Below are 26,495 nucleotides of genomic sequence, written 5' to 3'. Positions count from 1 at the left end.
ACCGGGGTGGTGGTGATCATCGCCGCGCGCCGCCGTGGCCAGGAACAGTCGCCGCGGTCACGCGTGTTACGACTGGGTGAACCGACGACCCGGAAGGAACATGGATGACGAACGTGGAGGCGGCACGGACCGCACCGGATACGAGCGGCGGGCGGCGTGCCTGGTTCGGTCTGGCCGTGCTCCTGCTGCCGGTGCTGCTGGTGTCCATGGATATGTCGGTGTTGTTCCTGGCGTTGCCCACCCTCACCGCCGATCTCGATCCGAGCGCCGCCCAGCAGTTGTGGATCCTCGACATCTATGGGTTCCTCATCGCCGGTCTGCTGATCACCATGGGCAATCTGGGTGACCGGATCGGCCGCCGCACCGTCCTGCTCGCGGGCGCGACCGTGTTCGGCACCGCCTCGGCGATCGCGGCCTTCGCGCCCAGCGCGGCGGTGCTCATCGCGGCCCGCGCGCTGATGGGGATCGGCGGGGCCACCTTGCTCCCGTCGAGTCTCGCGCTCATCTCCGATCTCTTTCCGGACCAGCGGCAACGTTCGCGGGCGATCGGGATCTGGACGGCGTTCTTCGCCGGGGGCTCGGCCGTCGGGCCGATCATCGGCGGCGTCCTGTTGCACCACTTCGCGTGGGGGTCGGTGTTTTTGATCAATGTGCCGGTCCTGCTGGTGCTGCTCGCGTTCGCGCCGCTGCTGCTGCCCGAGCACCGGGCCGCCGCGCTGGGACCGCTCGATCTGCCCAGCGTGGCACTGTCCATCGGCGGGATCCTGCCCGCGGTGTACGCGGTGAAGCACATCGCCGAACACGGGCCCGATGTGGAGGCCTTCGTCAGCGCGTTCCTCGGCGCGGCGGTGCTGACCCTGTTCATGCGCCGGCAGCGGCGACTGGCCCACCCACTGGTCGATCTGTCGCTGTTCACCCGCGCCCGGTTCTCGGTCGCCATCGGGTCGAGTACCGCCGCGATGATGTCGCTGGCCGGGCTCAGCTATCTGAGCAGTATTTGGTTGCAGTCGGTGACCGGACGGGACCCCTTGCAGGCGGCCGTGCTCGGTATCCCCATGGCGATCACCGTGTTCATCTTCTCGGTGAGCGGGTCGGCGGTGGCCCGGCTGCTCGGTGTGCGGTGGGCGTTCGTCACGGCACTGGTGACGGCCGCGGTCGGCAACCTGCTGGTGCTCGGTATCGGCGCCGACGGCGGCGCGGGCTGGTACGTGGCCGGATCGGCGATCGCCGGTATCGGCTACGGCATTGTGTTCACGCTGGTCTCGGAGGTGGCGGTGGCGTCGGTCCCGCCGGAACGGGCCGGTTCGGCGGTCGGCATCTCCGAAACCAGTTTCGAACTCGGTAACGCCTTGGGTCTGGCCCTGCTGGGCTCGCTCGCGGCGCTGGTCTTCCGCGCCGGCGGTGAGTTCGCGCCGACCCTCGGGGAGACGATCCAGCGGTACGCGGCCGATTCCGGATTGCTGGCCGCGGCGCGGGAATCGTTCGTCACCGGCGCGCACGCGTCCATCGCGGCCGGCGCCGGCGTGCTGTTGCTGATGGGGGTGGTCGCCTTCGTAGTGGGCCGGGGTGATCGCCCGGCCGGTTCGCCGGCCGACGACCGGTGAGGGTGGCCGGCGGCCGGTGGACCGCCGGCCACCTTCGATCACTGCGCCGGCTGGGTGCCGTACGGGGCGGCGGCGAAACCGTCCGCCGCGCCGACCGCTCCTCCGATGGCCGCGCCGGCGGCGGCCGCCGGCCCGGCGATCACCGCGTAGCCGATGGCCGCGCCCAGGATCGGCCCGATGAGCAGCCCGATCGGCAGGAACGGGATCCCCGAGATGAAGCCGGCGACCGCGCCGACCATGGCCGAGGTGCCGGCGAGGGGGGAGGCCAGCGTATTGGCCACCGAGGCGCCGATGGCGGCCGAGCCCAGGGTCTGTGCGGCGATCTTGTCCGAGCGGCTGCGCTCGACGCCGACCGAGTCCAGGAAGGTGGCCAGCTGCGCCTCGGTCTGCGCGGCGCCGGTGTTGATGTCGCGCACATCGAACGGCGCGTCCATTTCGACGTTCCCGATCCGCAGTTTGCCCGGCGGCGCCTCGATCGGCGCGACCGGCGCGACCGGCGCGGGCGCGTGCAATTCCCCCTGCGGTGCGAGATAGGTGTGATTCGGCACCGGCCGGGTGGCGGGGGCGGGCGCCACCGGGTCCGCGATCACGGCCGGCCGCAGGACCGCGGGAGCCGCGGGCGCGGCGTGGGTGAACGGTGCCGTGGCCGCGGTGATCGTATCGGTGGCCGATCGGACCACGACCCGGGCCGCCTCCCGCACGGTGTCGGTGGCCACGCCGAACGGGTCCACCGTCGCGATCGGGGCCGGGGGCAGCGCCGGTAGCGCGGCGGGAATCGGGGATGACGCGGGTGGAGCGGGGAGTACCTCGGCATTGGCGGTGCCGGCGCCGATCAGTGTCGCGATGAGCGGGATCGCGCCCGCCGCGACGACCGAGCCGGCAGCACGCCGGGACGGGCCGGTTGCCCTGTGCTTACCCATGGTCGCCTTTCTCCGGGAATTTGTCGGTTTGCCAGAGATTCGTTCCAGAGCCCGGCGCGGATGGGTCCGGCCCGTTCAGCCGCCTTACAGCAACAGGTGGCGCGGGTTTTCAGGTGGCGGGGTAATGGTTGTCCGGTGATTCGCCCGCGATCCGACGCCGGTACGCGGGGATCACGGCGGCCGACCGGTGCGGGCCGGGATATCCGGACCCTGTGCCGCCCGGGAGGACACCGGGATGGGCATACCGCCGCCGTGGCGGAAGGCAGGTTCGGCGCGGTCCGAGGTCGCCGTGGGTGCTCGGTTACAGCGGTGGCAGCGGGCCGAACGGCTGCGTGGTGAAACCGTCGGTCGCTCCGAATGCGGCGCCGAGCGCTGCACCGGCGATCACGGCCGGTACCGTGACCACCCCGTAGGCGAGGGTGGCGCCGAGGACGGGTCCGATGACGAGTCCGGTGGGGAGGAAGGGCAGCCCGACCACGAAACCCGCGGCGGCGCCGAGCATCGCGAACGGAATGGCCACCGGTGCCGCGACCGCGGCGCCGATCCCGGCACCGATCAGGCCGGAACTCATGGCCTGGGCGGCGACCCGGTCCGCCCGGCTGCGCTCGATACCGGACGAGTCCAGGAAGGCCGTCAGCTGTTCCTGGGCCCGGTCGGCACCGGCATCGAGCTCTCGCGTATCGAACGGCAGGCTCATCTCCAGATCGCCGACCCGCAGAGTGCCCGGCGGAGTCTCGATCGGTGTGGCCGGGCCGACTGCGGGTGGTGCGGCTCCGGGTGCCGCATGGCCGTCCACGGGCCGGACCCCGGGAATCACCGCCGGTCTCGGCGCCGCGGGCAGCAGTGCCCCGGGCGCCGGACGGATGAACTGGGTGGTAGCCGCGGTGACGGCATCGGTCACCGACCGGGTGGCCTCGTGCACCGCGCCGACGGCCGCGCCGAGCGGATTCACGGCCGGATCCGGTGCGGGCGGGAGCAGACCGGCGGGCAGCGCGGGCAGTGGCGGCAGCGGGGGTATCGCCGGGAATGCGGCGGGAACGGCGGATGGGGCGAGCGGAGCGGGGTGAACATCGGCGTGGGCCGTCCCGGCGCCGATCAGGGTCGCGATGAGCGGGACGGCTCCCGCCGCGACGACCGATCCGGCGGCGCGCCGGGACCGGACGGTTGTCCTGTGCTTGCCCATGGTCGCCTCTCTGCGGAGATGATCTGATTGCCAGATGTTAGCTCCGGAAGGGCGCCGAATCGGGGAGGTGAGCCCGGTCAGCCGACTTTGCGATCGCCACCGTGCTTCTCGGGTGTGCCGGTGTCGACGGCTTCGGCGGTGACGGCCGGAGTCCCGGGGGAGGGCGCCGGGGGCCGGCGACCCGCCGCGCCGCGCACGATCTCCTCGCCCTCTTCGCTGTCGCCGTACACCGCCTCCAAAGCCAGGCGCGCGAAGATCCACTGCTCGGTCGCCGCCATCTGGCCGCGAGTGCGGCCGAGGAAGGTGACGAACCACTGGAAGATCGTGGTGATCCGGCTGCGGTAGCCGACCAGGTAGTACAGGTGCAGGCCGAGCCAGGCCAGCCAGGCGATGAACCCCCCGAACTCCAGTTTGCCCACCTGGCAGACGGCGCTGAAGCGCGAGATCGTCGCCATACTGCCCTTGTTGAAGTAGGAGAACGGCCTGCGCTCCTGTGCCGTCTGCTTACCCGCCAACTCCGCCTTGATCTGTTTCGCGGCGTAGGTGGCGCCCTGGATGGCTCCCTGGGCCTGGCCCGGGACGCCCGGTACCGACATCAGGTCGCCGACGACGAAGACGTTCGGATGCCCCTTGACGGTGAGGTCGGGTTCCACCACGACCCGCCCGGCCCGGTCGACCTCGGTACCGTCGGACTGGTCGGCGACCATCTTGCCCAGCGGGCTGGCCTGCACCCCGGCCGACCAGACCTTGCACGCCGATTCGATGCGGCGGCTGGTGCCGTCGGCGTCCTTCACCGTGACCCCGTGCGCGTCCACGTCGGTGACCAGGGCGTTCAATTGGATCTCCACGCCCATGGATTCCAGACGCCGCTGCGCCTTGCCGCCGAGCTTCGGTCCCATCGGGCCCAGTACCGCGCCCGCGCCCTCGACCAGGATCACCCGGGCGTCGCGGGGATCGATGTTGTGGAAGGTGCCCTCCAAGGTGCGATCGGCGAGTTCGGCGATCTGCCCGGCCAGTTCGACCCCGGTCGGCCCGGCGCCCACCACCACGAAGGTGAGCAGCCGGTCGCGCTCCTCCTGGGTCTGTGCCACCTCGGCCTGTTCGAACGAGCCGAGGATGCGGCCGCGCAGTTCCAGGGCGTCGTCGATGGTCTTCATACCCGGCGCGAAGGTGGCGAACTGGTCGTTGCCGAAATACGACTGCTGTGCCCCGGTGGCCACGATGAGGCTGTCGTAGGGGGTCACCGTCGATTCGCCGAGCAGCACCGAGGTGACGGTGCGTTTCTCCAGGTCGATCTCGGTGACCTCGCCCAGCAGCACCCGGGCGTTCTTCTGTTTGCGCAGCACGAGCCGGGTCGCCGGCGCGATCTCGCCGACCGACAGGATGCCGGTCGCGACCTGGTAGAGCAGCGGCTGGAAGAGGTGGGTGGTGGTTTTGGAGATGAGGGTGACGTCGACGTCGGCGCGTTTGAGATGTTTGGTGCCGAACAGGCCGCCGAAACCCGATCCGATGACGACGACGCGGTGCCGGCCGTTCCCAACAGGTTGCGTGCTCATGGTCGCTCCTCGCCGGCGGTGGGCCCGGTGCTGCCCTGGTGATCATTTCCTGACAACGCACACGGTAGTAGCAGTACCCGGATACGACACAGTCAGACGCCCGTTGTTCACTCGCGGTGGTGCGGCAGCTCACCACGATAGCCATTGCGACGGGGTCTCGGCGGGAGGCCGGATGATACCGATTCGGTGGATTGGGCTGAGCCGTTGCAACAAAGACAATACGATGGGTGCTGTCTCTCAGGAGGTTTCGCCATGGTCACCGTCGACCGTGTCGCCGCGCATCGCGCGCGTGCGCGCACCGATACCGAGAATTCGGCGCTCATCGAGATCCCGCACCGAAGTATGGTCGACCGGCTGCTGTTGACAGTGCCGGATCGGCAGCGGACGCTGGCCACCCCGCCCCGCGGTAGTGACACGGTGGCCGTACGCGGCGATGCGGGCCTGCCGTATGTGGGGCGCACGTTCCACTACATGCGCTGGGGTCCGGCCGAACTGCTGGACAAGTACCGCCGCTTCGGGCCGGTGAACATCAACAGTTCCATGGGGATGGACCGGGTGTTCGCCGCCGGGCCCGACGCCATCGACGAGGTGGTCGGCCGGCGCCGTCGCGATTTCGGGCAGGGCTGGGACTACTTCATCGGGCCCTTCTTCCGTCGCGGGCTGCTGCTGCTCGAATTCGACGAGCACATGTTCCATCGCCGGATCATGCAGCAGGCGTTCACCCGGGAACGGCTGGAGGCCCATCTCGCCGAGCTGACCCCGGTGGTGCGCGCCAGTATCGGCCGCTGGGTGCCGGAAGGTAAGGATGCGAGCCGGACCGTGCAACTGTTCCCGGCGATCAAGGAGCTGGCCCTCGATATCGCGGGGGAGACCTTCATGGCGGTCGAGGTCGGTGACCAGCGCAAGGATCTCACCGACGCCTTCGTCGCCTGCACCCACGCCGGGCTGGCCTTGATGCGCCACAACGTGCCCGGTGGGAAATGGCGCGCGGGGTTGCGCGGCCGGGCCGTACTCGAGGAGTACTTCACCGCGATGGTGCCGGAGAAACGGCGCAGCGACGCCCCGGATTTCTTCTCGGGCCTGTGTCATGCGCGGGCCGAGGACGGCTCGGTGTTCAGTGACGCCGATGTGGTCAACCATATGATCTTCCTGATCATGGCCGCGCACGATACGACCACGACCACCGCTACGGCCGTGGCCTACTACCTGGGCAAACACCCGGAATGGCAGCAGCAGGTGCGCGCGGAGGTGCGGGCGCTGGATCTGGACAACCAGTCTCCGACGATCGCCGATCTGGACACCTTGCGCACGCTGGATCTCGTGGTGAAGGAGAGTCTGCGCCTCATGCCGCCGGTACCGGGGATGGTGCGCCGCGCGGTCCGCGATACCGAGATCCTCGGCCACTACATCCCCGCCGGTACTCCGGTGGACCTCGGTTACCAGGTGAACCATCTGCTCGAGGAGTTGTGGACCGACCCCGAGGTCTTCGATCCGTTACGGTTCTCCGAGGAGCGGCGCGAGGACAAATCGCACCGGCTGGCCTGGATGCCGTTCGGTGCCGGTTCGCACAAGTGCATCGGGATGCATTTCGGCACCTTCGAGGTCAAGACGATCATCTCGGCGCTCGTCCGCGATTACGAGTGGAGCTTCCCGGACACCTATCGGATGCCATGGGGCTTCACCACCATCCCGTTCCCGCGCGACGATGCCCCGATGCGGTTGCGCCGGCTCAACTGAGACATCGCGTGCGAAACGACTCCGGGCCCCCGTTGCGCAACGGGGGCCCGGAATGTGCCGGTCGCGGTGATCAGCGTCCGGCCAGCAGTTTTTCGGCGATCGTCGTATCGGTTTCGGCGCCTTCCTGGTAGCCGCCCTCACCGTTCATCGCGGTCATGATCGCGAGCGTGTAGCGCTCACCCGGCCCGGCGAAACCGACCGAGTTCACCACCCAGCCGCCCTGTTCCTCCGACCAGCCGTTCTTCAGGCCCGGCCGCATGGCCGAGCCGGCGCCCCACACACCCCAGTGCTGGTTGGAATCGACCCGGCGCATCAGGTCGAGCAGGTAGCCGCGATCGTCGGGGTGCATCCGGTCCAGCACATTGGACATGAGCCGGTCCAGATCGGCCGCGGTGGTCTTCTGAAAACCCCAGTTCGGGCGCCCGTTGGGCGACGGCTCGGGCCGGAGGCTGGTCATCCCGTTCGCGCGGAACGCATTGTTGAACGCCTGGCCGTCGAGACCGGAGTACTTGTTCCACAGCAGGTCGGTGGCCTGGTCGTTGGAGGTGGACATCATCTGCTCCAGGAGCTGACGATCCTCCGGCGGAAGGGCGATGGCCCCGACCCGGGCGCGGTTGAGTAGATCCGAGGCGATGGCCAGTTTGATGGTGGACGCGGTGAACACCATGTCCTCGGCATGCGGGCTGGCGTAGACCGCGCCGGTCTGGCGGTCACGGACGACGTAGCCGGTGACGCCGGGGCGGGAGTCCAGATACGCATTGACGGATTCGATTCGGGCGGCCAGATCGCAGTCGAAGCCGTTCGCGCAACCCTGGGTATGGGCGTGCGGTACGGCATCGGCCGAGGGCAGGCCGGCGGGCACACCGGCGAACAGGATCGCCGCGGCGGCCAGGACAGTGGCGGGTGCGGCCACGCGGGGAGCCGCACCGGTGAGCAGGGGGTAACGCACGAGGAAACACCTTGTCATATCGGCGCTCTGCGCGCACGTTTTCCCCGGACCGCCGGCGGACCCGCTTCCCCTGGTCCGCTAGCGGACCGGCGCGGTGGCCTTCAGTGCGGCGGCGGCGCGGCCGTTGAGGCGATAGCAGTGCTCGAATGCTTCGGTGTGTTCCTCGCGCGGCCACGAGTGCAGGACGACGGTGCGTCCGTAGTGCCGGGAGTTGACGAGCTCCCACCGGTCACCGGACCGGCGGACGGTGAATCCGTCCTTCGGTATCAGGGGCACAACCAGCGCTTTCATCGTCGCGAACCAGCCTTTCGTGCGGTAACCGTTCCTCCCGGGGTTGCACTGTGACACAGCGCGTCCGCGAGATCGCGGCCATACGACCGCGTGTCGGTGACTCATGTGCGCTAAATCACTGTGCGCCGGCTACCGTTATCCGGTAGAAGCTGTTGGCGCCAGGGACATTCGGGGATGATCCCCTGTCCCGGGGTTGTCCGCTCCCTCGTGGGGTCTTGGCGAGCGGTGTCGGACGGCGGGCGTATAAACGGGTGGACGATACGCCCGCCCGAGCAATGCGGACGTGACGAAGGATGGTGATCGCACCGAGCGGAAGGGCGGAGATGGCGCTGCACATCCACCGTGCCGAACGCGCGGATACGCTGGTCGCCGCGCTGGCCGGGCTGCTTGCCGAGCCGCTGCCCGATCCGTTCGCCGCCGAGGTGGTCGCGGTGCCCGCCAAGGGCGTGGAACGCTGGCTGACACAGCAACTCTCGGGCGTGCTGGGGGCCTCGGCGGCCTCCGGTGACGGTGTCGCGGCCAATATCCGGTTCCCCGCCCCGGCCGCACTGGTCGAGGAGATATCGTCCGCGATCAGCGGTTTCGGTCCGCACGAGGACCCGTGGTCGCCCGACCGGGTGGTATGGACGCTGCTGCGGGTGATCGACGAATCGGTGCGCGAACCGTGGTGCGCCGTACTCGCCCGCCATCTCGGACTGGACGCCGGTGATCCGGTGCTCGCCGAGGCCGTGCCCGCCGCCGGCCCCGAGCACCGGCGCGGCCGCCGGTACGCGACCGCTGCCCGGCTGGCCGCGCTGTTCGAGAGCTACACCGTTGCGCGACCGACCCTGATCACCGAATGGTCGCGCGGCGACGATACCGACGGCACCGGCCGGCCCCTGCCCGACGATCTGAGCTGGCAGCCGGCGCTGTGGCGGCGGCTGCGCGAGGCGGTCGGCGCGCCCGATCCGGCCGAACGGCTGCACACCACCTGCACGCGACTGCGGGCCGATCCGGGGGCGGTGGAGCTACCGCCGCGCTTGTCGGTCTTCGGCGCCACCCGGCTGCCCGCCGCGCACCTGGCGGTACTCACCGCCGTCGCCGAGCACCGCGAGCTACATCTGTGGCTGGCGCATCCCAGCCCGGCCATGTGGGACGCGCTGGCCGGCACGGATCCGCAATCGCAACGGGCACGCGACGATTCGGTCACCCGGGTCCGGCACCCCCTGCTGGCGAGCCTGAGCCGGGATATCCGGGAACTCCAGTTGCGCCTGCCCACGGCCGCCACCGATGTGCGGTATCCGGACCCGGCGGGCGCGCAGATCCGAGCCGGTGCCCCGGCAGCGCACGCGGACGGCGCTGCGGGCCGGGACGAGCCGCCCGCGACCCTGCTCGAACACGTTCAGCGGCACCTGCGTGACGACCGGTGGCCGCCCGTCCCCGGGGACTCCGGGGCGGACGGCAGCGTGCAGGTGCACGCGTGCCACGGCCCGGTCCGGCAGGTGGAAGTACTCCGGGAGTGCCTGCTCGGCCTCTTCGCCGCCGACCCGACACTCGAACCCCGCGATGTGCTGATCATGTGCCCGGAGGTCGAGACATTCGCTCCGCTGCTGCGCGCCGCGTTCGGGCATCCCGGTCCGGCGGGCACGGAAACCCGTGCCGATTCCGGACATCCGGGCCATCGGTTGCGGGTGCGCCTCGCCGACCGCGGCCGGGCGGTCACCAACCCGCTGCTCGGCGTGGTGGCGACACTGCTGGAACTGGCCCGCAGCAGGGTCACCGTCACCGAGGTGCTGGACCTGGCCGCCGGTGAACCGGTGCGCCGCGCCTGCGGTTTCGACGACGATGATCTCGAGCGGTTGCGGGAATGGGCGGTCGAGGCCGGCGCACGGTGGGGCATCGGCCGACGGCAGCGGCAGGCCTTCGGTCTCGGTGATTTCGAGCAGAACACGGTGAACGCGGCGGTGGACCGCATCCTGCTCGGGGTCACCGCGGACGAGACCTCCGGGAGCTGGCTGGACCGGGTGCTGCCGCTCGACGATGTGGACAGCAACGATATCGACCTGGCCGGCCGGTTCGCCGAATACGTCGACCGGCTGGCCTCGGTGTTGCGGGATCTGCAGGGGCCCGGACCGGCGGCGCAGTGGACCGCGGTGCTGGACCGGGCCCTGGATCTGCTGACCGATGTACCGGAGTCGCAGGCGTGGGTCCGTACCGAGGCGCGCCGGGAGTTGACGGCCGCCACCGCCCACGCCGGTGATGTCGAGCTGCGGCTGGCCGATCTCACCGGTCTGCTGCAGGAGCGCCTCGCCTCCGCCCCGGCCCGGTCGAACTTCCGCACCGGCGAGCTCACCGTGTGCGGCCTGTCCCCGATGCGCTCGGTGCCGCACCGGGTGGTGGTGCTGCTGGGCGTGGACGACGAGATCTTCCCGCGCGGTGCGGGCATCGACGGTGACGAGGTGCCGGCGCGCGACCCGCTACTGGGCGAACGTGATCCGCGCTCCGAAGACCGGCAGCTGCTGCTGGACGCGATCACCGCCGCACGCGACACCCTGGTGGTCGTGCACACCGGCGCCGATCCCGTCACCGGTGCCTACCGGCCGCCCGCCGTGCCGGTCGCCGAACTCCTCGATGTGCTGCGTGCCCACGTCGGTGCCGCCGGAATGGCCGAGGTGCTCACCCGTCATCCACTGCAGGCGCACGATCCGCGCAATTTCGCCGCCGAGCGGCCGTTCAGTTTCGACAGTGTCGCCTTCGCGGGTGCCCGGGCGGCGGGCGCGGCACCCACCGCGCCACCGGAACTGCTCACCCGCACCCTGCCCGGTGCCGAGACCACCGAGATCGGGCTGGCGGAGCTGATCTCTTTCCTGGAACACCCCGTGCGCGGTTTCCTGTGGCAGCGCCTCGGTGTGCGGGTCCCCGACCAGGACGACGAGATCGCCGACCGGCTGCCCATCGAGTTCGGTGGACTCGAGACCTGGGCGCTGGGTGAGCGGATGCTCGCCGCGCGCCTGGCCGGCGCCGACCCGGCCGAACTGCGGGCCGCGGAATGGCGGCGCGGGATCCTGCCGCCCGCCGAACTCGGCCGCGCCGTGCTGAACGAGGTGGAGCGGACCGTCGAAACCCTGGTCCGGGCCGCCGGTCCCGACTACACACAACCGCCGCGCGATATCGATATCTCGTTCGATCTCGGCGACGGGCGCCGCCTCACCGGCACGGTCGCCGAGGTGCGCGGGGAGCTGCTGGTGCGCACCACGTATTCGCGGGTCGCGCCCAAACACCGGCTCACGGCGTGGGTGTCGCTGCTGGCGCTGGCGGTCACCGACGAACGGTCGTGGCGGGCGGCGGTCACCGGCCGGGGGCGCTTCCCGACCCCGGCCTGGCGGGCCGAACTCACCGCGCCCGGCGCGGCCGAGGCGACGACGATACTGCGCACCCTGGTCGCGTTGCGCGATGCCGGTCTCACCGAACCGTTGCCCATCTCCACGGCCACCACCGCGGCCTACGCGGAGGCGCGGTACCGGCGGCTGCCTCCGGAGGAGGCGATCGCCGCCGCCGACCGCGAGTTCGGCGGCGGGGACAAGACCAGGGATTTCGCCGAGCACACCGACCGGAATCTGCGGTACGTCTGGGGTCCGGCACCGGACCTGCGCGACCTCACCACCGCCCCCGCACCAGCCGGGGAACCGATCGAGAACACCCGTTTCGGGTCGATCGCCCGCCGCCTGTGGGTGCCGCTGCTGCGCGCCGAACAGCAGGGGGCGCCGTGATCGCCGGAGCCGCCCGGAGCCGTGAAACGGAGCAGCTGTGACCACGACCGCGCCCGCCCCACCGGCCGAGCCCGGCAATGCGTTCGAGCTCTGCGGCACGCTGCCGCACGGCACCACCGTCCTCGAGGCGAGCGCCGGTACCGGCAAGACCTACGCCATCGTCGGCCTCGCCGTCCGCTATGTCGCCGAAGCCGGTGTGGACATCTCGCGGCTGCTCCTGGTCACCTTCAGCCGCGCGGCGACCCAGGAACTGCGGATGCGCACCCGCGACCGGTTCGTCGCCGTGGCTGCCGCGCTCGCCGATCCCGAAGCCGCCCGGACCGCCTCCGATGACTTGATCCGCCACCTGGCCGACGCGGAACCGGAGGAGGTCCGCGCGCGCCGGACCCGGCTGCGCGCCGCGCTCTCGGATTTCGATGCCGGCGTCATCGCCACCACCCACAGCTTCTGCCAGCGCATGCTGGCCGAACTCGGCCTGGCCGGTGACCTCGAGCCGGGCGCGCGCCTGGTGGAGGAGGCCGACGACCTCATCCGCACCGTCGTCGACGATCTGTACCTGAACCGCTTCGCCCGGGCCGCGGCGCCGTTCTCGGTGAAACAGGCTCAGCGGTTCGCGCTCGCGGCGGTGCGCGACCGGCAGGCCCGGCTCGCGCCCGATACCGACGAGGCGTCGGCGCAGCGGGTAGCCTTCGCGGCCGCGGTCCGTGCCGAAACCGAACGCCGGAAACGACTGGCGGGGTTACGGGACTTCGACGATCTGCTGGTGTTGCTGCGCGATATTCTCGCCGACCCGGCGCGCGGTCCGGCCGCGTGCCGGCGTATCCGGGACCGCTACCAGGTGGTGCTCGTCGACGAGTTCCAGGACACCGATCCGCTGCAGTGGGAGATCCTGCGCCGGGCCTTCCACGGCCACACCCCGCTCGTCCTGGTGGGCGACCCGAAACAGGCGATCTACGCGTTCCGGGGCGCCGAGGTGCTGAGCTATCTGGACGCGGTCGGCCATGCCACCGCGCGCCGCGAACTCACCACCAACCGGCGCAGCGACGCGGGGCTGCTCGCCGCGCTCGAACATCTGCTGGGCGGAGCGGCACTGGGCCACGACGAGATCGTGGTGCCTGCCGTCATGCCCACCCAGCCGTGGAGCCGGTTGCGCGGCCCCACCGAGCTGACCACCCCGCTGCGACTGCGGTGCCTGCCGCGGACCGGCGCGGGCCCGCGCGGCGCTTCCGGGTTCCCGAACATCCACCGGCAGCGGGCCCGGGTGGCGGCCGATGTGGCGGCCGATATCGTCGCCCTTCTCGAATCCGGGACGGTCGTGACGGATTCGCCGGGTGCCCGGGTCGTGCGGGCGGCCCCGGACGCCGCGGCCGGCGGCACTGGGGAACGGGCGGTGGGCCCCGGTGATATCGCGGTGCTGGTGCGCACCCATACCCAGCTCGAGGTCGTGCGGGCCGCGCTGGAACGTGCCGGTGTTCCGGTGGTCCTGGCCGGTGGTAGCAGTATTTTCGCGACCCGCAGTGCCACCGACTGGCTGTGGGTGTTGCGCGCGCTGGAACAGCCGCATCGCGCGGACCGGGTCCGGCTGGCCGCGCTCACCCCGCTGTTCGGGTACGCCGCCGCCGAGATCGATAGCGGGGGAGCGGATCTGGTGGGCCGGGTCAGTGCCGAGCTGCGGGATGCGGCCCGGCTGTTCGCCCGGGCCGGTTTCGCCGCGGTGTTCGACGAACTGGCCACCGGGACCCGGCTGGCGCCGCGCTTGCTCGCTGTCGAACACGGCGAACGCCGGCTCACCGATATCCGGCATCTCGCCCAGCTGCTCGACGAGATCTCGGCGACCGAGGGCCTCGGTCTCACCGCACTCACCCGGTGGCTGGCCGACCGGGTCCGCGATCCCGCGTCGGGATCGGTGCCGGGCCGCAGCCGCCGGCTCGACCGGGATATCGCGGCCGTGCAGATCGCGACCGTGCATGCCAGCAAGGGGCTCGAATTCCCGGTCGTCTATCTCCCTTTCGCCTGGGACAGTTCCGCCGATCCCAAGCCCGCCACCCTGCTGATGCACGAGGACGGCGTGCGGGTGCTGGATATCGGTGGGCCGGATGCCCCCGGGTACGCGGCGCGCAAGGAGCGCGCCGACAGCGAATCCGCGGGTGAGGAACTGCGCCTGTGCTATGTGGCCCTGACCAGGGCGTGCTGCCAGGTGGTCGCCTGGTGGGCGCCCTCGTTCGGCACCGCGGCCGCACCGCTGCACCGGTTGCTGTTCGGCCGGGCTCCCGGGGCGGCGCCACCGAGTGCGCGGGCCGCGGTCGCCGAGGACGCCGCGGTGGTCGACCGGCTCCGGGCCTGGGCGGCCGGGGCGGGTGAGTCGATCTCGGTGACCGCCGCCGACCCCGCCGCCGACCCACCGGTCTATCGGCCGCCGGACGATGCCCTGTCCGGTGCGGTGGCCGTCGCCGTCTTCGATCGGGAGATCGACGAGCACTGGCGGCGCACCTCGTATTCGGCACTCACCGCGGCCGCCCATCCGCCGGCCCCGGAGTCCGGACCGGTGGACGCCCCTGGTGTCGGCGACGAGCCCGAGGCTCCGGCCCCGTCGGCCGCACCCGAACCCGGCCCACCGTCGCTCATGAACGACCTGCCCTACGGCGCCGAATTCGGCACCCTGGTGCACGGGGTGCTCGAGCATGTCGACACCGAAGCCCCGGATCTGGCCGCCGAGGTACGCGCGCGGTGCGCCGAAGCGATCGGTGAGATGCTCTCCACCGCCGATCCGGAACTGCTGACCGCGGCCCTGGTGGAGGTCCTGCGTACCCCGATCGGTTTCGGCGCCCTCGCCGATATCCCGGGCCGGGACCGGTTGTGCGAGCTCGAATTCGAACTGCCGCTCGCCGGCGGTGACGTCCCGTCCGGTGGGGCCGCCACACTGGTCCGCATCGCCGCCACCGTGCGCGCGCACCTGGACCCCGGCGACGATTTCCACGCCTACGCCGACGAACTCGACACCCTCGAGGACGTACCGTTACGCGGATATCTCACCGGCAGTATCGACGCGGTACTGCGCACCCCGGACCAGCGTTACGTCATCGTCGACTACAAGACGAACCGGCTGGGCACCGGCGACCTCACCGTCGCTCATTACACCCGTGACCGGATGGCCGCGGAGATGGTCCGCTCCCACTATCCGCTGCAGGCACTGCTGTACTCGGTCGCGCTGCACCGGTACCTGCGCTGGCGGCTGTCCGGTTACGATCCCGCGGTTCACCTCGGCGGTATCCGCTATCTTTTCGTGCGCGGCATGATCGGGCCCGAGACCCCCGAGGGCGCCGGGGTTTTCGACTGGACGCCGCCGCCCGGCCTGATCGTCGCCCTGTCGGACCTACTCGCCGGAGGTGCGGTGTGATCCCCATCCGGGTGGCGCAGCGGGGGACCGGGATCCTGCGCGAGTTCAACGAGGCCGGGGTGCTCTCGGCGGCCGATGTGCATGTGGCCGAACGGCTGGGCAGGTTCGGCGGGGAGGACCGGGAACTGGTCCTGTTCGCCGCCGCGCTGGCGGTGCGCGCCGTGCGGTCGGGGTCGGTGTGCCTGGACCTCACCCGGATGCGGGATATCGGTGTGGACGCCGACGAGGAACGGGCGGAGCTACTGGTCGCGCCCGCGGATCTGCCGTGGCCCGAGGAGGCACGAGTCGTCGAGGCATTGCGGGAGAGCCCGCTGGTGCTGGGCGGTCCGGCCGGTCCGCTGCGTCCGCTGCGGCTCACCGAGCCGTCCGGTGCGGGTATGGGCCCGTTGCTCTACCTGGATCGGTACTACCAGCAGGAGCAGATCATCCGCCGGGTGCTCACCGCCCGCGCCGCCGACCATCCGGGCACCGATCCCGCGGTGGTGCGCCGCGAACTGGACCGGTTGTTCGGCCCGCCGGCCGGCGTCGTGGACCGGCAGCGCATCGCCGCCGCGCTCGCCGCCACCCACTGGACCACGGTCGTCGCCGGTGGACCCGGTACGGGCAAAACGCACACCATCGCCCGAATCCTCGCGTTGCTCGTCGCCCAGCACGCCGCCGGTCCCGCGGGCGCCGCGCCGCCGCGGATCGCGCTGGCCGCGCCCACCGGGAAGGCGGCCGCCCGGCTGCAGGAGGCCGTCCGGGACCAGGCGCCCGCCCTGGGTCTGCCCGAGTTGTCCGCCGCCACCCTGCACCGGCTGCTCGGCTGGCAACGTGGCCGTACCACCCGGTTCCGCTATCACGAACACAATCGGCTGCCCTACGACGTGGTGGTCGTGGACGAGACGTCCATGGTCTCGCTGACCATGATGAGCAGGCTGCTGGCGGCGCTGCGGCCCGATACCCGGCTCGTGCTGGCCGGCGATCCGGATCAGCTCGCCTCGGTGGACGCGGGCGCGGTGCTCGCCGATATGGTGGCCGCTCCGTTTCCCGGGACCCTCGACCCGTCGTTCGAGGAGATACTCGGCGGCGAACTCGCGGCGGCCCGGACGGCCGGGACCACGGACGCCGACCCGCCCGATGCCGAGGCGCTCACCGAAACGGAACGGGACCGGTTGCGCGGCGGTATCGTCCGGTTGACCCGGGGCCGCCGGTTCGGCGGCCGGATCGCCGATCTCGCCGTCGCCGTCCGGGCCGGCGATACCGAGTCCGCGCTGGAATTGCTGCGGGCCGGCGGCGATATGCTCGAGCTGGCCGGTCCGGACGAGATCGCCGCCATCCGAGCGGATGTCGTCACCACCGCGCAGCAGGTCAGCACCGCCGCCCGCGCCGGTGACGCGGCGGCCGCGCTCGCCGCCTTCGAATCGCATCGGCTGCTGTGCGCCCACCGCCGCGGTCCGTACGGAGTCGAACAGTGGGACCGCACCGCCGCCGAATGGGCCGCGGCGGCGGGTTCGGGCCCCGAGAACCGGTACGGCACCTGGTATCCGGGCCAGCCCCTGCTGGTGACCGCCAACGACCACGAGGCCCGGATCTACAACGGGGACACCGGAGTGGTGGTGTGCCGCCCGGACGGGTCGCTGCGGGTGGCGTTGCAGCGCGGGGACCAGCCGTTCCTGGTCCATCCCACCCAGTTCCCCGCCGTCGTCACGGTCTTCGCCATGACCATCCATCGCAGCCAGGGCAGCCAATACGATGCGGTGACCATCGTCCTGCCGGAACCGGGTTCGAGTCTGCTCACCCGGGAACTCCTCTATACCGCGATCACCCGCGCCCGCCGGCACGTACGCATTCTGGGTACCGAGGAGGCCATTCGCGCGGCGATCGACCGGCACGTCCTGCGCGCCAGCGGCCTCGGCCCGGATGACGTGAGCGCGGTGCCCGGCCCGGGGCTCTAGGGGGAGTCCGCCGGCGCCGCCGGGAAGATTCCGGGCAGGCTCATCGCGTAGTGCATATCGTCGGTGTTGCCGAGGGTGGCGAGTACCACGCGGATCATGGTCAGCCGGGCCGCGGCCACGGTGTCCGGGTCGGGTTCGCTGCCCGGTTCGGCGGCGGCCGATATCCGGTAGACCACGTATTCGCATACATGGAGCGCCGCGTCGAGATCGAGGGGCGTGGGAACCGGGCGGCCCAGTTCGGTGAACTTGGTGCGGACGATCGCGCGGATGCCGTCCAGCGCGTTGTTGCGGTACTCCGACACCGGTGACCCCGGGTCGTGGAGCTCGGCGAACAGCGGCCGCAGCATGGGGCCGTGCCCGCGCGCCCAGTCGAGGTAGGCGTCGATGAGCCGGATCCCGAGATCGACGCCTTCGCCGGTCGCCTCGAGGGCGGCCCCTATCCCGCCGACGAGTTCGGCGTTGGAGACATCGAGGACCGCGTTGAGCGGTTCGGTGGCGTTGGCGAAGTAGCGGTAGAAGGTCGGGCGCGACAGTCCCGCCTGCGCGATGATCTGCGCGACGCTCGACCCGCGGGAGCCGTTGCGGGTGAACACCTCGGCGGTGGCCCGCACGATCCGGGCGCGCACCTGGTCGGCCTGTTCCGGCGTCTGCGGTGGCCGGCCGCGCCGCGGTGTCCGTTCGGTGTCCGAGGCGCTCACGACGCGGCCTCCGGCGGGTCTGTGAAATCCCACAGCCTCCGGTGGTTCCGGACTGTTGCACGGAACGGAGCCCTTGACACGGCATACGGCACGATGATTACCCTAACACCACTGTTCAATTAATCATTTCCGCTGTGGTTCTGCGGCCGCGGCGCGCGAACGCCCAGGAGAACGCCGACCATGACGACCGCCCAGCGTCCCACCGCCACCGGCGCACTGACCCCGGATTTGGTGAAACCGCTGCTCGCGCGGGCCGCGGCCGGCGGCGCCCCGGCCGTCACGGTGCACGCACCGGCCACCGGGGAGCGGATCGCCGAACTGCCGCAGTCCTCGGTCGCCGATATCGAGGCCGCGTTCGACCGCGCGCGTACCGCGCAGCGGCGGTGGGCACAGGTCCCGGTCCGTCAGCGGGCCGCGGTGCTGCGGCGTTTCCACGACCTGGTGCTGGCCGAACAGGACACCATCCTCGATATCGTCCAGACCGAGACGGGTAAGTCCCGGGCGCACGCCTTCGACGAGGTCGGTGATGTCGCGGTCAACTCCCGGTACTACGCCGCCACCGCGCCCAGACTGCTCGCGCGCCGCAATCCGCGCGGCGTGCTGCCGGTACTCACCGATGTGCAGGTGCATCAGCGGGCCAAGGGAGTGGTCGCGGTCATCTCGCCGTGGAACTACCCCCTCGCGCTCGCCGTCTCCGACGCGCTGCCCGCCCTGGTCGCGGGGAACGCGGTGGTCGGCCGCCCGGACAACCAGACCGCGCTGACCGCGCTGTGGGCGGTGGACGCGGCGGTCCGCGCCGGGCTCCCGGAAGACCTCTGGCAGATCGTGCTGGGCCGCGGCTCGGTGATCGGCGGCGAGGTGATCGACCGGGCCGACTATGTCGACTACACCGGTTCCAGCGCCACCGGCCGCACCATCGGCCGCCAGGCCGGCGAACGTCTCATCGGCTGCTCGCTCGAACTCGGTGGCAAGAACCCGCTGCTGGTGCTGTCGGACGCCGACCCCGTCGCGGCCGCCCGCACCGCGGTCCGGGCCAGTTTCGCCTCCGCCGGTCAGCTCTGCGAATCCATGGAACGCATCTATGTCCACGAGGCCGTCCACGATCGCTTCGTGGACGAATTCGTCGCGGCGGTGAAGGCGTTGAAGCTGGGCTCGCCGCTGGACTACTCCACCGATATGGGGTCGCTGACCTTCCCGCGGCAACTCGATACGGTCCGTGCCCACGTCGACGACGCCGTCGCCAAAGGCGCGACGGTACTCGCCGGCGGCGTCCACCGCCCCGACCTCGGCCCGTACTTCTACGAACCCACCGTGCTCACCGATGTCACCGCCGAGATGACGGTCTATCGCGAGGAGACCTTCGGCCCGGTCGTCTCGATCTACAAGGTGGCCACCGACGACGAGGCCGTGACCCAGGCCAACGACACCCCCTACGGGCTCAATGCCAGTGTCTGGACCCGCAGCGTCGCCCGCGGCCGGGAGTTCGCCGCGCGGATCAACGCTGGCTCGGTGAACGTGAACGAAGGTTTCATCGCCGCGTGGGGCAGCGCCGACGCGCCGTCGGGCGGGATGGGCATCTCCGGAACCGGCCGCCGGCACGGCCCGGAGGGGCTGCTGAAGTACGTCGACACCCAGACCATCGCGGTGCAGCGGATGCTGCCGATCGCGCCGTTGCCGGGGATGTCGGAGGCGATGTGGGCCAAGACCATGACACTCTACTTCCGGGTCATGAAGACGCTGCGCCAGAAGTAGGCCACTTCCTCAGCTCACTGCGACGACAAGGATCCGAAACCGATGAAACTGGATACGGTGGCCGGTAAGAAGGTGCTGATCACCGGGGCCGCCATGGGCCTGGGCAAACTCTTCGCCGCCCGGGCGGTGCGCGAGGGCGCCGCCGCCGTGGTGCTCTGGGATATCAACGACACCGCGCTGCGCGAGACCGCCGCCGAACTGACCGCGGCCGGTGGCACCGTGCACACCTACACGGTCGACGTCTCCGACAGCGGCGCGGTCGCCACGGCCGCCGCCGCGGTGCGGGTCGATGCCGGTGACATCGATGTCCTGGTGAACAATGCCGGGATCGTCCGCGGGAACACCTACTTCTGGGAAACGAAGGACCGCAGCGATATCGACAAGACCATGGCGATCAATTCGCTGGCGCCGATGTATGTGACCCTGGAATTCCTGCCGGCGATGGTCGCGGGGACCACCGAGGCCCGGGTGCTCACCATCGCTTCCTCGGCCGGGCTGGTGCACAACCCCCGGATGAGTGTGTACGCGGCATCGAAATGGGCGGCGCTGGGCTGGTCGGATTCGGTGCGCATCGAACTGGAACAGTCCGGTCACGACCATGTCAGGGTCACCACCGTATGCCCGACCTATATCGATACCGGAATGTTCGAGGGCGCCAAAGGGTTCTGGTTCACCCCGATCCTGAACCAGCACAAGGTCGTCGATACGTCCTGGACCGCGATGAAGAAGGGCACGCCGCTGGTGATCCTGCCGTGGACCTCGCGCCTGAACAAGGCGCTCTCCGGTGTGCTGCCGCTCAAACTACGGGATCTGTTCCTGAACACCGTCGGCGTCTACCACTCGATGGACGAGTTCACCGGCCGGAAGTAGCCGCCGGACGCCGGCCCACGGCCACGGTGGCGTCGAGGTCCGGCGAGCGTACGATCCGAGCGGTGAGCCCACCGGCGGTGAGCAGGTCCGTGGCGGTCGGCGCCTGATCGATACCGATCTCGATCAGCACAGACCCGCCCGGTGCCAGCCATCCGGCCGCCGCCGCCGCGGTGCGCCGGGCCAGCGTCAGACCGTCGGGTCCGCCGTCGAGGGCCACCTGGGGTTCGTGGTCGCGGGCCTCCGGCGGCAGCCGCGCGATCAGGCCGGACGGGACATACGGGGTGTTGGCGAGCAGGATATCGATCCGGCCACGCAGTTCTTCCGGTAACGCGTCGAAGAGATCGCCTTGATGGACCCGGCCGCCGACCGCCGCGAGATTGTCGCGGGCGCAGGCCACCGCCACGGGGTCGATATCGGCGGCCACCAATTCCACCGGCCGGGAGCCGAGTCCGGTGCGCAGGGCCAGGCCCAGGGCTCCCGAGCCGCAGCACAGGTCGACCACCGTGCGTACCGGGTGGTCCGCGGCCAGTGTCAGTGCCTCGTCCACGAGCAGAGCCGAGCGTTGCCGCGGGACGAACACTCCGTCCCGGACGCCGATCCGGAGGCCGCGGAACTGCACCCACCCGAGCAGATGCTCCAGCGGAGTGCCCGCGATCCGGCGGTCCAGCAGGGCCGCCAGTTCCTCATCCGAGGTCGCGGCTTCGCTCAGTAACCGCGCTTCCTCCTCCGCGAACACGCAGCCGGCGGTACGGAGCCGCCGGGTGATCTCGGAGGTGTCGAAAGCGGTCATGGGCACAGTCTGTCGGCTCCGTACGCCGTGCGCACCGGAAATACCGGTGCGGTGGCCGGCTACCGGTCGGCGAAGGACCAGACGGCGGCCGGCCGGCCGGTGGCCTTGGTACGGCGGCGCTCGTCGGTCTTGTGCAGCCCAGGAATGCCGGCGAGCGTACGGTTCAGGTTCGCCGCATCGGGGCGGGCGCCCAGCAAGGAGGTCGTGAGGTCGACCGCACGGGTTGCCGGGAACTCGTCGCCGAGCAGGGCCCGGGTCAGCGACAGATCCTTCCAGAGCAGCCCCGACAGCAGTCCGCGTGCCGCGGCCACGATGGTGTCGTGATCGAAGGCCAGTGCCGGGGCGTCGTCGAACGACGCCCACTGCGCGGGGCCGTGGTGCGGTGCGGTCACCGCCCACATGACGATCGACAGCGTGGGTCCGCGGGGATCGCGATTGGGCTCGTCGAAGGTGACCAGCTGGCCGACCGGGCCGATGGCGCCGTCGGGTACACCGAGTTTGGTGTGCACGGCCCGCCGCGCTGCCTCGGCGAGGCGTTCGCCGCGCCCCAGCAGGACACCGGGTAACGCGACGTGCCCGGTGAAGGGCTCGTGCGGGCGTGCCGCAATTCCGAAGGTGGCCGCGGCGTCGTCGGCCCAGAACCGCAACGCCACGACATCCACCGATACCGCCGATTGGTCCACAGCACCCATACTGCCGTATCCGTCTCGCGGCCCCGTCCGTGGGGTATTGTCATTCTTGTAGTAGAGAATTATATTCTCTTGAGATTCGGGAAGTGAGTACACGGATATGGGCGCACCCGGGCTGGATGGAAAAGTAGCTGTGGTGGCCGGCGGTGCCACCGGGCTCGGCGCCGCGACGGCCGTCCGGCTCGGCGCTCAGGGTTGGCGTGTCGTCGTCGGCGACCTGCGCGAAACCGAGGCCGCGGGCACCTCCGAGAAGATCGCCGCGGCCGGGGGCGTCGCCATCGCTCCCGCTGATGGTCGGCCGGGGCGGAGGGGCGATCGTCAATATGTCCTCGGCGGCGGCCTTCCAGGGCGAGCCGACCAGGCCCGCCTACGTGGCCAGTAAGGCGGGTATCGGCGCGTTGACCCGCCATGTGGCGACCCGATGGGGTAGGGAAGGGATCCGTTGCAATGCCGTGGCGCCGCGATTCACGGCGACCGAGGCGATCCGATCCGCCCCCCAGTGGCCCGATCTGGAAAGGGCTGCTCTCGGCCGAATGCACAGTCCACGGGTGGGGGAACCGGCGGATATCGCCGCGGCGGTGGCCTTCCTGCTCTCCGACGACGGTGCCTGGATCAACGGGCAGGTCATCAATATCGACGGCGGCACGATACTGCGCTGAACGCCCGCGGCGGCGTGAGATCACGCTGTCCGCGCCGGCGTCGGCACAGGGGTGGGGGGCCGGGCCCCCGGCTCGCTCCGGCGCAGCAGTGCCTCGAAGGATTCGGTGGCCCGCCGGGCGCGACGGTCCGGACCGTCCGCGGTGAGCACCACCGGGACGCCGAAGTGGTGGCGCAACCAACCGGGGACGTCTGCGGGGAGATCGGTGTACACCGGGGTGGCGGCCGCGAGGACCTCGGTCAACGCCTGCTGATGGCCCAGGTCCTGCCAGGCGCCCGGCTCGAGTGCGTTCCGGATACCGTCCGGGGTGGCGTAGGCGGTGGCCGCCTTTCCGCCGGCGGCTCTGTCCAGATGGGTGACCACGAGCCCGTCGACACCGCCGCATACGGCGACGGCGTATCGCAGCAGAACCGTATCGAGGGGACCCTGCCGGAAGGCGCCCTGATAGCGGCCGGCGCCGTTGTGCGGTTCCCGGTGCCGCAGCCCCGGATCCTCGGTGGGAAAGGGGCCGGCCCCGTGCCGGGTCGTATACGCGCGGGTCACGCCGAGGACGGCCGCGGTGGCGCCGATACCGGCCAGCAGGCTGCGTGCGTTGCGTGGTTCGACCGTCGACCAGGTGGTGTACGGATGGAAACCACGCCATTCGTCCAGTAGCACCCCCTGCGCGCCCTCGAACACCAGCCGGCCGTATCGCGCGAACCGCGCCAGTTCCCCGGGGCCGGTGATCCGAACCGCGGCACCGAAAGCCCGGTACGCGTCCAGCAGGAGCTCGATCGGTTCATGGTGGTGTGCGCTCGGGGCGAGCAGCGGCCGGTAGTGATCGGCCAGTGCCCGCAGTTTCTGCCCGAGCACTGCGGGCCGCAGGCAGTCCGCGACCCGTGGCGCGTCGTGACGCAGCGCGTAGGCCGCGGTTTCCCCGATTCCCATCCCACACGATCCGTGCCGGTCGGCGCCGCGCGCCTCCTCACGGGCCCGGTTGGCGGCGATATGGACGGGGGTGGTGAGCAGGGCGCGCCCGTCGACGGACAGCAGCGACAGTGGATCCGCCACGCCGAGCCGGATGAGTCGCTCCGCTTCCGCGGCCAGCGCCAGTGGTTCCACCAGCATGTGTTCGGAGAGCAGCGTCGGCACTCCCGAGAAGGTTCCCGAGCCGAATTGGGCGAAGGTGTGGTGCCGACCGCCCGCGACCACATTGTGCGCGGCCTGCGCGCCACCGTTGAATCGCACCACCGCCGAAACGCCCAGCGCCGCCTCGGGGTTGCACAGCCAGTCGACGGTCGCCCCTTTCCCGGCGTCGCCGAATCCGAGATCCACCACGATCAGATGCCCGCCGGCCCGCGCCCGGTCCGCCATTTCCGTTCTCTTCCTGTCCGGTACGTCTCGTTCAGTGGGTGCCGCCGGGCAATGCCTTCTGTTGCGCGTGCAGCGCCCGGCCGACCACCTCGGCCTCGGCCGCGGAGCCGATATCACGCAGATCGGCCAGCCCCGTGTGCACGTCCACCCGGTTCTCCGACAACCCGACCGTCAGTGCGATCAATTCGCAGACCGCCGCCGGGTCGTCGAGGCGCAGGAAGTTCTGGCCCAGCAGGGCTCGCCAGTGCTCCGCGATTTCGGGATCGTGGTAGTACGACGACTGGTTCGGCAGGATGTAGTGCACCTGCCAGCGCTGCGCGAGTTCGCGGTAGATCGACTCGACCCTGATGTCGGTGCGGATGTGATCGCCGATCACGGCCCGGATGTGGCGGGCGGCCAGCCGGGGTTTGTTCAGTTCGTCGCCGATGAGGAACAGGTATCCCTTCTTGCCGCGCTTCTCCCAGGCATCGGTCACCACGTGTTCGGCCATGAAGTACGCCGCCAGTTCGTAACTCTCGGACTTCTGGCCGCCGCCTCCGCCTTCGAGCAGGACGGCCCGCAGCTGATCGTCCATCCGGTTGTCGGATTCGAACTGGCCCACCTGCAGCGGTGCGCGGTCGGTATCGGCGTCGCCGATCCCGCCGAACAGGATCTGCGGATCGTCGGCATAGCCCTTGTCCCGCAGCAGGCCGTGCAGTTTTCCGAGTTTGCCCTGCACGATCATCGGTACCTGCCCCATGGACCCGGTGACGTCGAACAGTACGGCGATCGGCAGCGAATTCCCGTGGTCGGCCGAATCCCGGCACTCGCGGGCCCGCACGCCGAACGGATCCAGGTCCGGATGGACCTTCCAGGTGTCGTAGGGCTGCTCGCGTAGTTGCGCGGTGTAACCGAAATCGTCCATACCTCGGCGCGTGCGGTAGGCCTTGGCCGCCCGGTAGGCGCTGTGGTCCCAGTTGCCGTAACCCATCTCGAAATCTCCTCCATGTTTTAGTCGATTCGACTATAACGTCGGAGGTGTCCACCGGTCCAGGCTTTTCCGAGAGGGGCGCGGCCGCGGCGTCACTCGTCTCGGAGACCGGCCGCCCCCCGAGCAGACCCGCCGGCGAACTCGGTCCATTGCGCCGCGCCACCGCGTCCGACCCGCCGACACCACGGGCGGCCGGTCGGTGCGCGCGGCTCGTTATCGTGAACGGGTGCCCAGCCGCATCGTGAAGCGCACCGCGAAACTGGCCGACGGCCGGGATCTCATCTATTACGACGACGCCGATACGCGCCTCGGACCCGAACGCCGTATCGACACCCGTCGGCTCGAACCCCGACCGCCGACCGCGGTGATGCGCCAGGACGTCCTCACCGGCGAATGGATCTCCATCGCCGCGGCCCGGCAGAGCCGGGTGGTGCTACCGCCGGCCGATCGTGACCCGCTCGCTCCGCAGACGCCGGGCAACCCGTCGGAGATACCCGATCAGTACGACGTCGCGGTATTCGAGAACCGATCCCCGTCCTTCGGCCCCGCGCTGGCGAACGAGCCGGCCGGTATCCCGCCGGTCCCGGCCGGACCCGACGATATGGCGGCCCTCGGGTTCGACCGCGAACGCGTGGCGGTCGGACGCTGCGAAGTCGTGTGCTTCAGCCCGGCGCCCGAGGGGTCCTTCGGCGATCTCACCCCCGGCCGGGCCCGCACGGTGATCGAGGCATGGGCCGATCGCACCGCCGAACTGTCCGCGTTGCCCGGGGTCGAGCAGGTGTTCCCGTTCGAGAACCGCGGCGAAGCCATCGGCGTCACCCTGCCGCATCCCCACGGCCAGATCTACGCCTACCCCTATGTCACACCGCGGACCGCCCGGGTACTCGATTCCGTGCGACGACTGGGGCCGGACCTGTTCCAGCGCATCCTGGACGGTGAACGCGCGGGCGGACGCATCGTCCTGGCCGGGGAGTTGTGGACGGCCTTCGTTCCGTTCGCGGCCCGGTGGCCGATCGAGGTACATCTGCTCCCGCACCGGCAGATCCCGGACTTCGCGGCCACCGACGAGGCGGAACGCGACGAACTGGCCACCCTGTACCTGCGCCTGCTGCGCGGGATCGACGCCCTCTACGACGATCCGACCCCCTATATCGCCGCGTGGCATCAGGCGCCCGTCCACACCGGCCGCGATTCCGTCCGCCTGCATCTCCAGCTGACCTCGATCCGGCGCGGTGCGGACAAGATCAAATACCTGGCCGGTTCCGAATCGGCGATGGGCGCGTTCATCGCCGATATCCCACCCGATGCGGCGGCCGCCCGCATCCGGGCGGCCGTGGCGTCGGTCTGATCGCTCAGGTCCCGGCCGGACCGGGCGGGTATCAGGAGACCGCC

General features: G+C 70.6%; 18 protein-coding genes and 1 pseudogene. 9 read left to right on the top strand and 10 right to left on the bottom strand.

What is annotated here, in order from left to right:
• Window positions 1–104: 104 nt before the first annotated feature.
• Window positions 105–1,604: an MFS transporter gene (locus NF4_RS20175; RefSeq protein WP_063128889.1), complete on the top strand. Its 1,500-nt coding sequence runs from the start codon at window positions 105–107 to the stop codon at window positions 1,602–1,604.
• 38 nt (window positions 1,605–1,642) lie between these two features.
• Here NF4_RS20175 and NF4_RS20170 read toward each other — a convergent pair whose 3' ends face one another.
• From NF4_RS20170 to NF4_RS20160, 3 genes are all read right to left on the bottom strand, one after another.
• Window positions 1,643–2,524, bottom strand: coding sequence for a DUF4564 domain-containing protein (locus NF4_RS20170; protein WP_063128888.1), 882 nt, complete (start codon window positions 2,522–2,524; stop codon window positions 1,643–1,645).
• Window positions 2,525–2,825: 301 nt separating this feature from the next.
• Window positions 2,826–3,707: a hypothetical protein gene (locus tag NF4_RS20165; protein WP_063128887.1), complete on the bottom strand. Its 882-nt coding sequence runs from the start codon at window positions 3,705–3,707 to the stop codon at window positions 2,826–2,828.
• Window positions 3,708–3,784: 77 nt separating this feature from the next.
• Entirely contained in the window at window positions 3,785–5,263 is a 1,479-nt protein-coding gene (locus NF4_RS20160; RefSeq protein WP_084533267.1) for an NAD(P)/FAD-dependent oxidoreductase, read from the bottom strand.
• Window positions 5,264–5,515: 252 nt separating this feature from the next.
• Here NF4_RS20160 and NF4_RS20155 point away from each other — a divergent pair, with 252 nt between their 5' ends.
• Window positions 5,516–7,000: a cytochrome P450 gene (locus NF4_RS20155; RefSeq protein ID WP_063128886.1), complete on the top strand. Its 1,485-nt coding sequence runs from the start codon at window positions 5,516–5,518 to the stop codon at window positions 6,998–7,000.
• 70 nt (window positions 7,001–7,070) lie between these two features.
• Here the strand turns inward: NF4_RS20155 and NF4_RS20150 are convergent, their stop codons facing one another.
• Window positions 7,071–7,949, bottom strand: a complete 879-nt coding sequence (locus NF4_RS20150; protein WP_232330570.1) for a serine hydrolase — start codon at window positions 7,947–7,949, stop codon at window positions 7,071–7,073.
• A 78-nt stretch (window positions 7,950–8,027) separates the two neighbouring features.
• A complete protein-coding gene (locus NF4_RS20145; RefSeq protein WP_063128885.1) occupies window positions 8,028–8,240 on the bottom strand; it encodes a hypothetical protein in 213 nt (70 codons plus the stop codon).
• Window positions 8,241–8,563: 323 nt separating this feature from the next.
• Here NF4_RS20145 and recC point away from each other — a divergent pair, with 323 nt between their 5' ends.
• The 3 genes from recC to recD are packed head-to-tail and all read left to right on the top strand — an operon-like array spanning window position 8,564 to window position 17,323.
• Window positions 8,564–11,989 carry an exodeoxyribonuclease V subunit gamma gene (recC, locus tag NF4_RS20140; protein WP_063128963.1) on the top strand — a complete coding sequence of 1,142 codons (3,426 nt, stop codon included), beginning with the start codon at window positions 8,564–8,566 and terminating at the stop codon, window positions 11,987–11,989.
• 37 nt (window positions 11,990–12,026) lie between these two features.
• Complete coding sequence (locus NF4_RS20135) at window positions 12,027–15,386, top strand: UvrD-helicase domain-containing protein (RefSeq protein WP_063128884.1); 3,360 nt, start codon at window positions 12,027–12,029, stop codon at window positions 15,384–15,386.
• Window positions 15,383–17,323, top strand: a complete 1,941-nt coding sequence (gene recD / locus NF4_RS20130) for an exodeoxyribonuclease V subunit alpha (protein WP_063128883.1) — start codon at window positions 15,383–15,385, stop codon at window positions 17,321–17,323. The genes NF4_RS20135 and recD overlap by 4 nt, the downstream gene beginning before the upstream one ends.
• Here recD and NF4_RS20125 read toward each other — a convergent pair.
• On the bottom strand, window positions 17,320–18,021 hold the full coding sequence (locus NF4_RS20125; protein WP_063128882.1) for a TetR/AcrR family transcriptional regulator: 702 nt from the start codon (window positions 18,019–18,021) through the stop codon (window positions 17,320–17,322). The genes recD and NF4_RS20125 overlap by 4 nt on opposite strands.
• A 180-nt stretch (window positions 18,022–18,201) precedes the next feature.
• On the opposite strand from NF4_RS20125, the gene NF4_RS20120 reads away from it, so the two are divergent.
• Window positions 18,202–19,773 (top strand): succinic semialdehyde dehydrogenase, encoded by a 1,572-nt coding sequence (locus tag NF4_RS20120; protein ID WP_063128881.1) that lies wholly within the window; start codon window positions 18,202–18,204, stop codon window positions 19,771–19,773.
• Between the two features lie 42 nt (window positions 19,774–19,815).
• Window positions 19,816–20,643: an SDR family NAD(P)-dependent oxidoreductase gene (locus tag NF4_RS20115; RefSeq protein WP_063128880.1), complete on the top strand. Its 828-nt coding sequence runs from the start codon at window positions 19,816–19,818 to the stop codon at window positions 20,641–20,643.
• Here the strand turns inward: NF4_RS20115 and NF4_RS20110 are convergent.
• Both NF4_RS20110 and NF4_RS20105 read right to left on the bottom strand, forming a co-directional pair.
• Window positions 20,627–21,433, bottom strand: a complete 807-nt coding sequence (locus NF4_RS20110; RefSeq protein ID WP_063128879.1) for a putative protein N(5)-glutamine methyltransferase — start codon at window positions 21,431–21,433, stop codon at window positions 20,627–20,629. The two genes, NF4_RS20115 and NF4_RS20110, sit on opposite strands and share 17 nt — an antisense overlap.
• Window positions 21,434–21,492: 59 nt before the next feature.
• On the bottom strand, window positions 21,493–22,116 hold the full coding sequence (locus NF4_RS20105; protein WP_084533265.1) for an NUDIX hydrolase: 624 nt from the start codon (window positions 22,114–22,116) through the stop codon (window positions 21,493–21,495).
• Window positions 22,117–22,222: 106 nt separating this feature from the next.
• Between NF4_RS20105 and NF4_RS20100 the strand changes: the two are divergent.
• Window positions 22,223–22,781, top strand: a pseudogene (locus NF4_RS20100) (SDR family NAD(P)-dependent oxidoreductase).
• 20 nt (window positions 22,782–22,801) lie between these two features.
• Here NF4_RS20100 and NF4_RS20095 read toward each other — a convergent pair.
• Window positions 22,802–24,133: an adenylosuccinate synthetase gene (locus tag NF4_RS20095; protein WP_084533264.1), complete on the bottom strand. Its 1,332-nt coding sequence runs from the start codon at window positions 24,131–24,133 to the stop codon at window positions 22,802–22,804.
• A 31-nt stretch (window positions 24,134–24,164) separates the two neighbouring features.
• On the bottom strand, window positions 24,165–25,103 hold the full coding sequence (locus NF4_RS20090) for a hypothetical protein (RefSeq protein ID WP_063128877.1): 939 nt from the start codon (window positions 25,101–25,103) through the stop codon (window positions 24,165–24,167).
• 226 nt (window positions 25,104–25,329) lie between these two features.
• Here NF4_RS20090 and galT point away from each other — a divergent pair, with 226 nt between their 5' ends.
• Window positions 25,330–26,451, top strand: coding sequence for a galactose-1-phosphate uridylyltransferase (gene galT, locus NF4_RS20085; RefSeq protein ID WP_084533263.1), 1,122 nt, complete (start codon window positions 25,330–25,332; stop codon window positions 26,449–26,451).
• The last annotated feature ends 44 nt before the right edge of the window (window positions 26,452–26,495 follow it).

The organism is Nocardia fusca NBRC 14340 (genome assembly GCF_001618425.1).
Taxonomy (GTDB): Bacteria; Actinomycetota; Actinomycetes; order Mycobacteriales; family Mycobacteriaceae; genus Nocardia; species Nocardia fusca.
Note: the sequence above shows the minus strand (reverse complement) of the source record. Positions and strands in the feature narration are given on the sequence as shown.

Coding starts and splice junctions, on each gene's coding strand:
- NF4_RS20175 (WP_063128889.1), top strand. CDS start 105: ATGACGAACGTGGAGGCGGCACGGACCGCACCGGATACGAGCGGCGGG.
- NF4_RS20170 (WP_063128888.1), bottom strand. CDS start 2,524: ATGGGTAAGCACAGGGCAACCGGCCCGTCCCGGCGTGCTGCCGGCTCG.
- NF4_RS20165 (WP_063128887.1), bottom strand. CDS start 3,707: ATGGGCAAGCACAGGACAACCGTCCGGTCCCGGCGCGCCGCCGGATCG.
- NF4_RS20160 (WP_084533267.1), bottom strand. CDS start 5,263: ATGAGCACGCAACCTGTTGGGAACGGCCGGCACCGCGTCGTCGTCATC.
- NF4_RS20155 (WP_063128886.1), top strand. CDS start 5,516: ATGGTCACCGTCGACCGTGTCGCCGCGCATCGCGCGCGTGCGCGCACC.
- NF4_RS20145 (WP_063128885.1), bottom strand. CDS start 8,240: ATGAAAGCGCTGGTTGTGCCCCTGATACCGAAGGACGGATTCACCGTC.
- recC (WP_063128963.1), top strand. CDS start 8,564: ATGGCGCTGCACATCCACCGTGCCGAACGCGCGGATACGCTGGTCGCC.
- NF4_RS20120 (WP_063128881.1), top strand. CDS start 18,202: ATGACGACCGCCCAGCGTCCCACCGCCACCGGCGCACTGACCCCGGAT.
- NF4_RS20115 (WP_063128880.1), top strand. CDS start 19,816: ATGAAACTGGATACGGTGGCCGGTAAGAAGGTGCTGATCACCGGGGCC.
- NF4_RS20110 (WP_063128879.1), bottom strand. CDS start 21,433: ATGACCGCTTTCGACACCTCCGAGATCACCCGGCGGCTCCGTACCGCC.
- NF4_RS20095 (WP_084533264.1), bottom strand. CDS start 24,133: ATGGCGGACCGGGCGCGGGCCGGCGGGCATCTGATCGTGGTGGATCTC.
- NF4_RS20090 (WP_063128877.1), bottom strand. CDS start 25,103: ATGGGTTACGGCAACTGGGACCACAGCGCCTACCGGGCGGCCAAGGCC.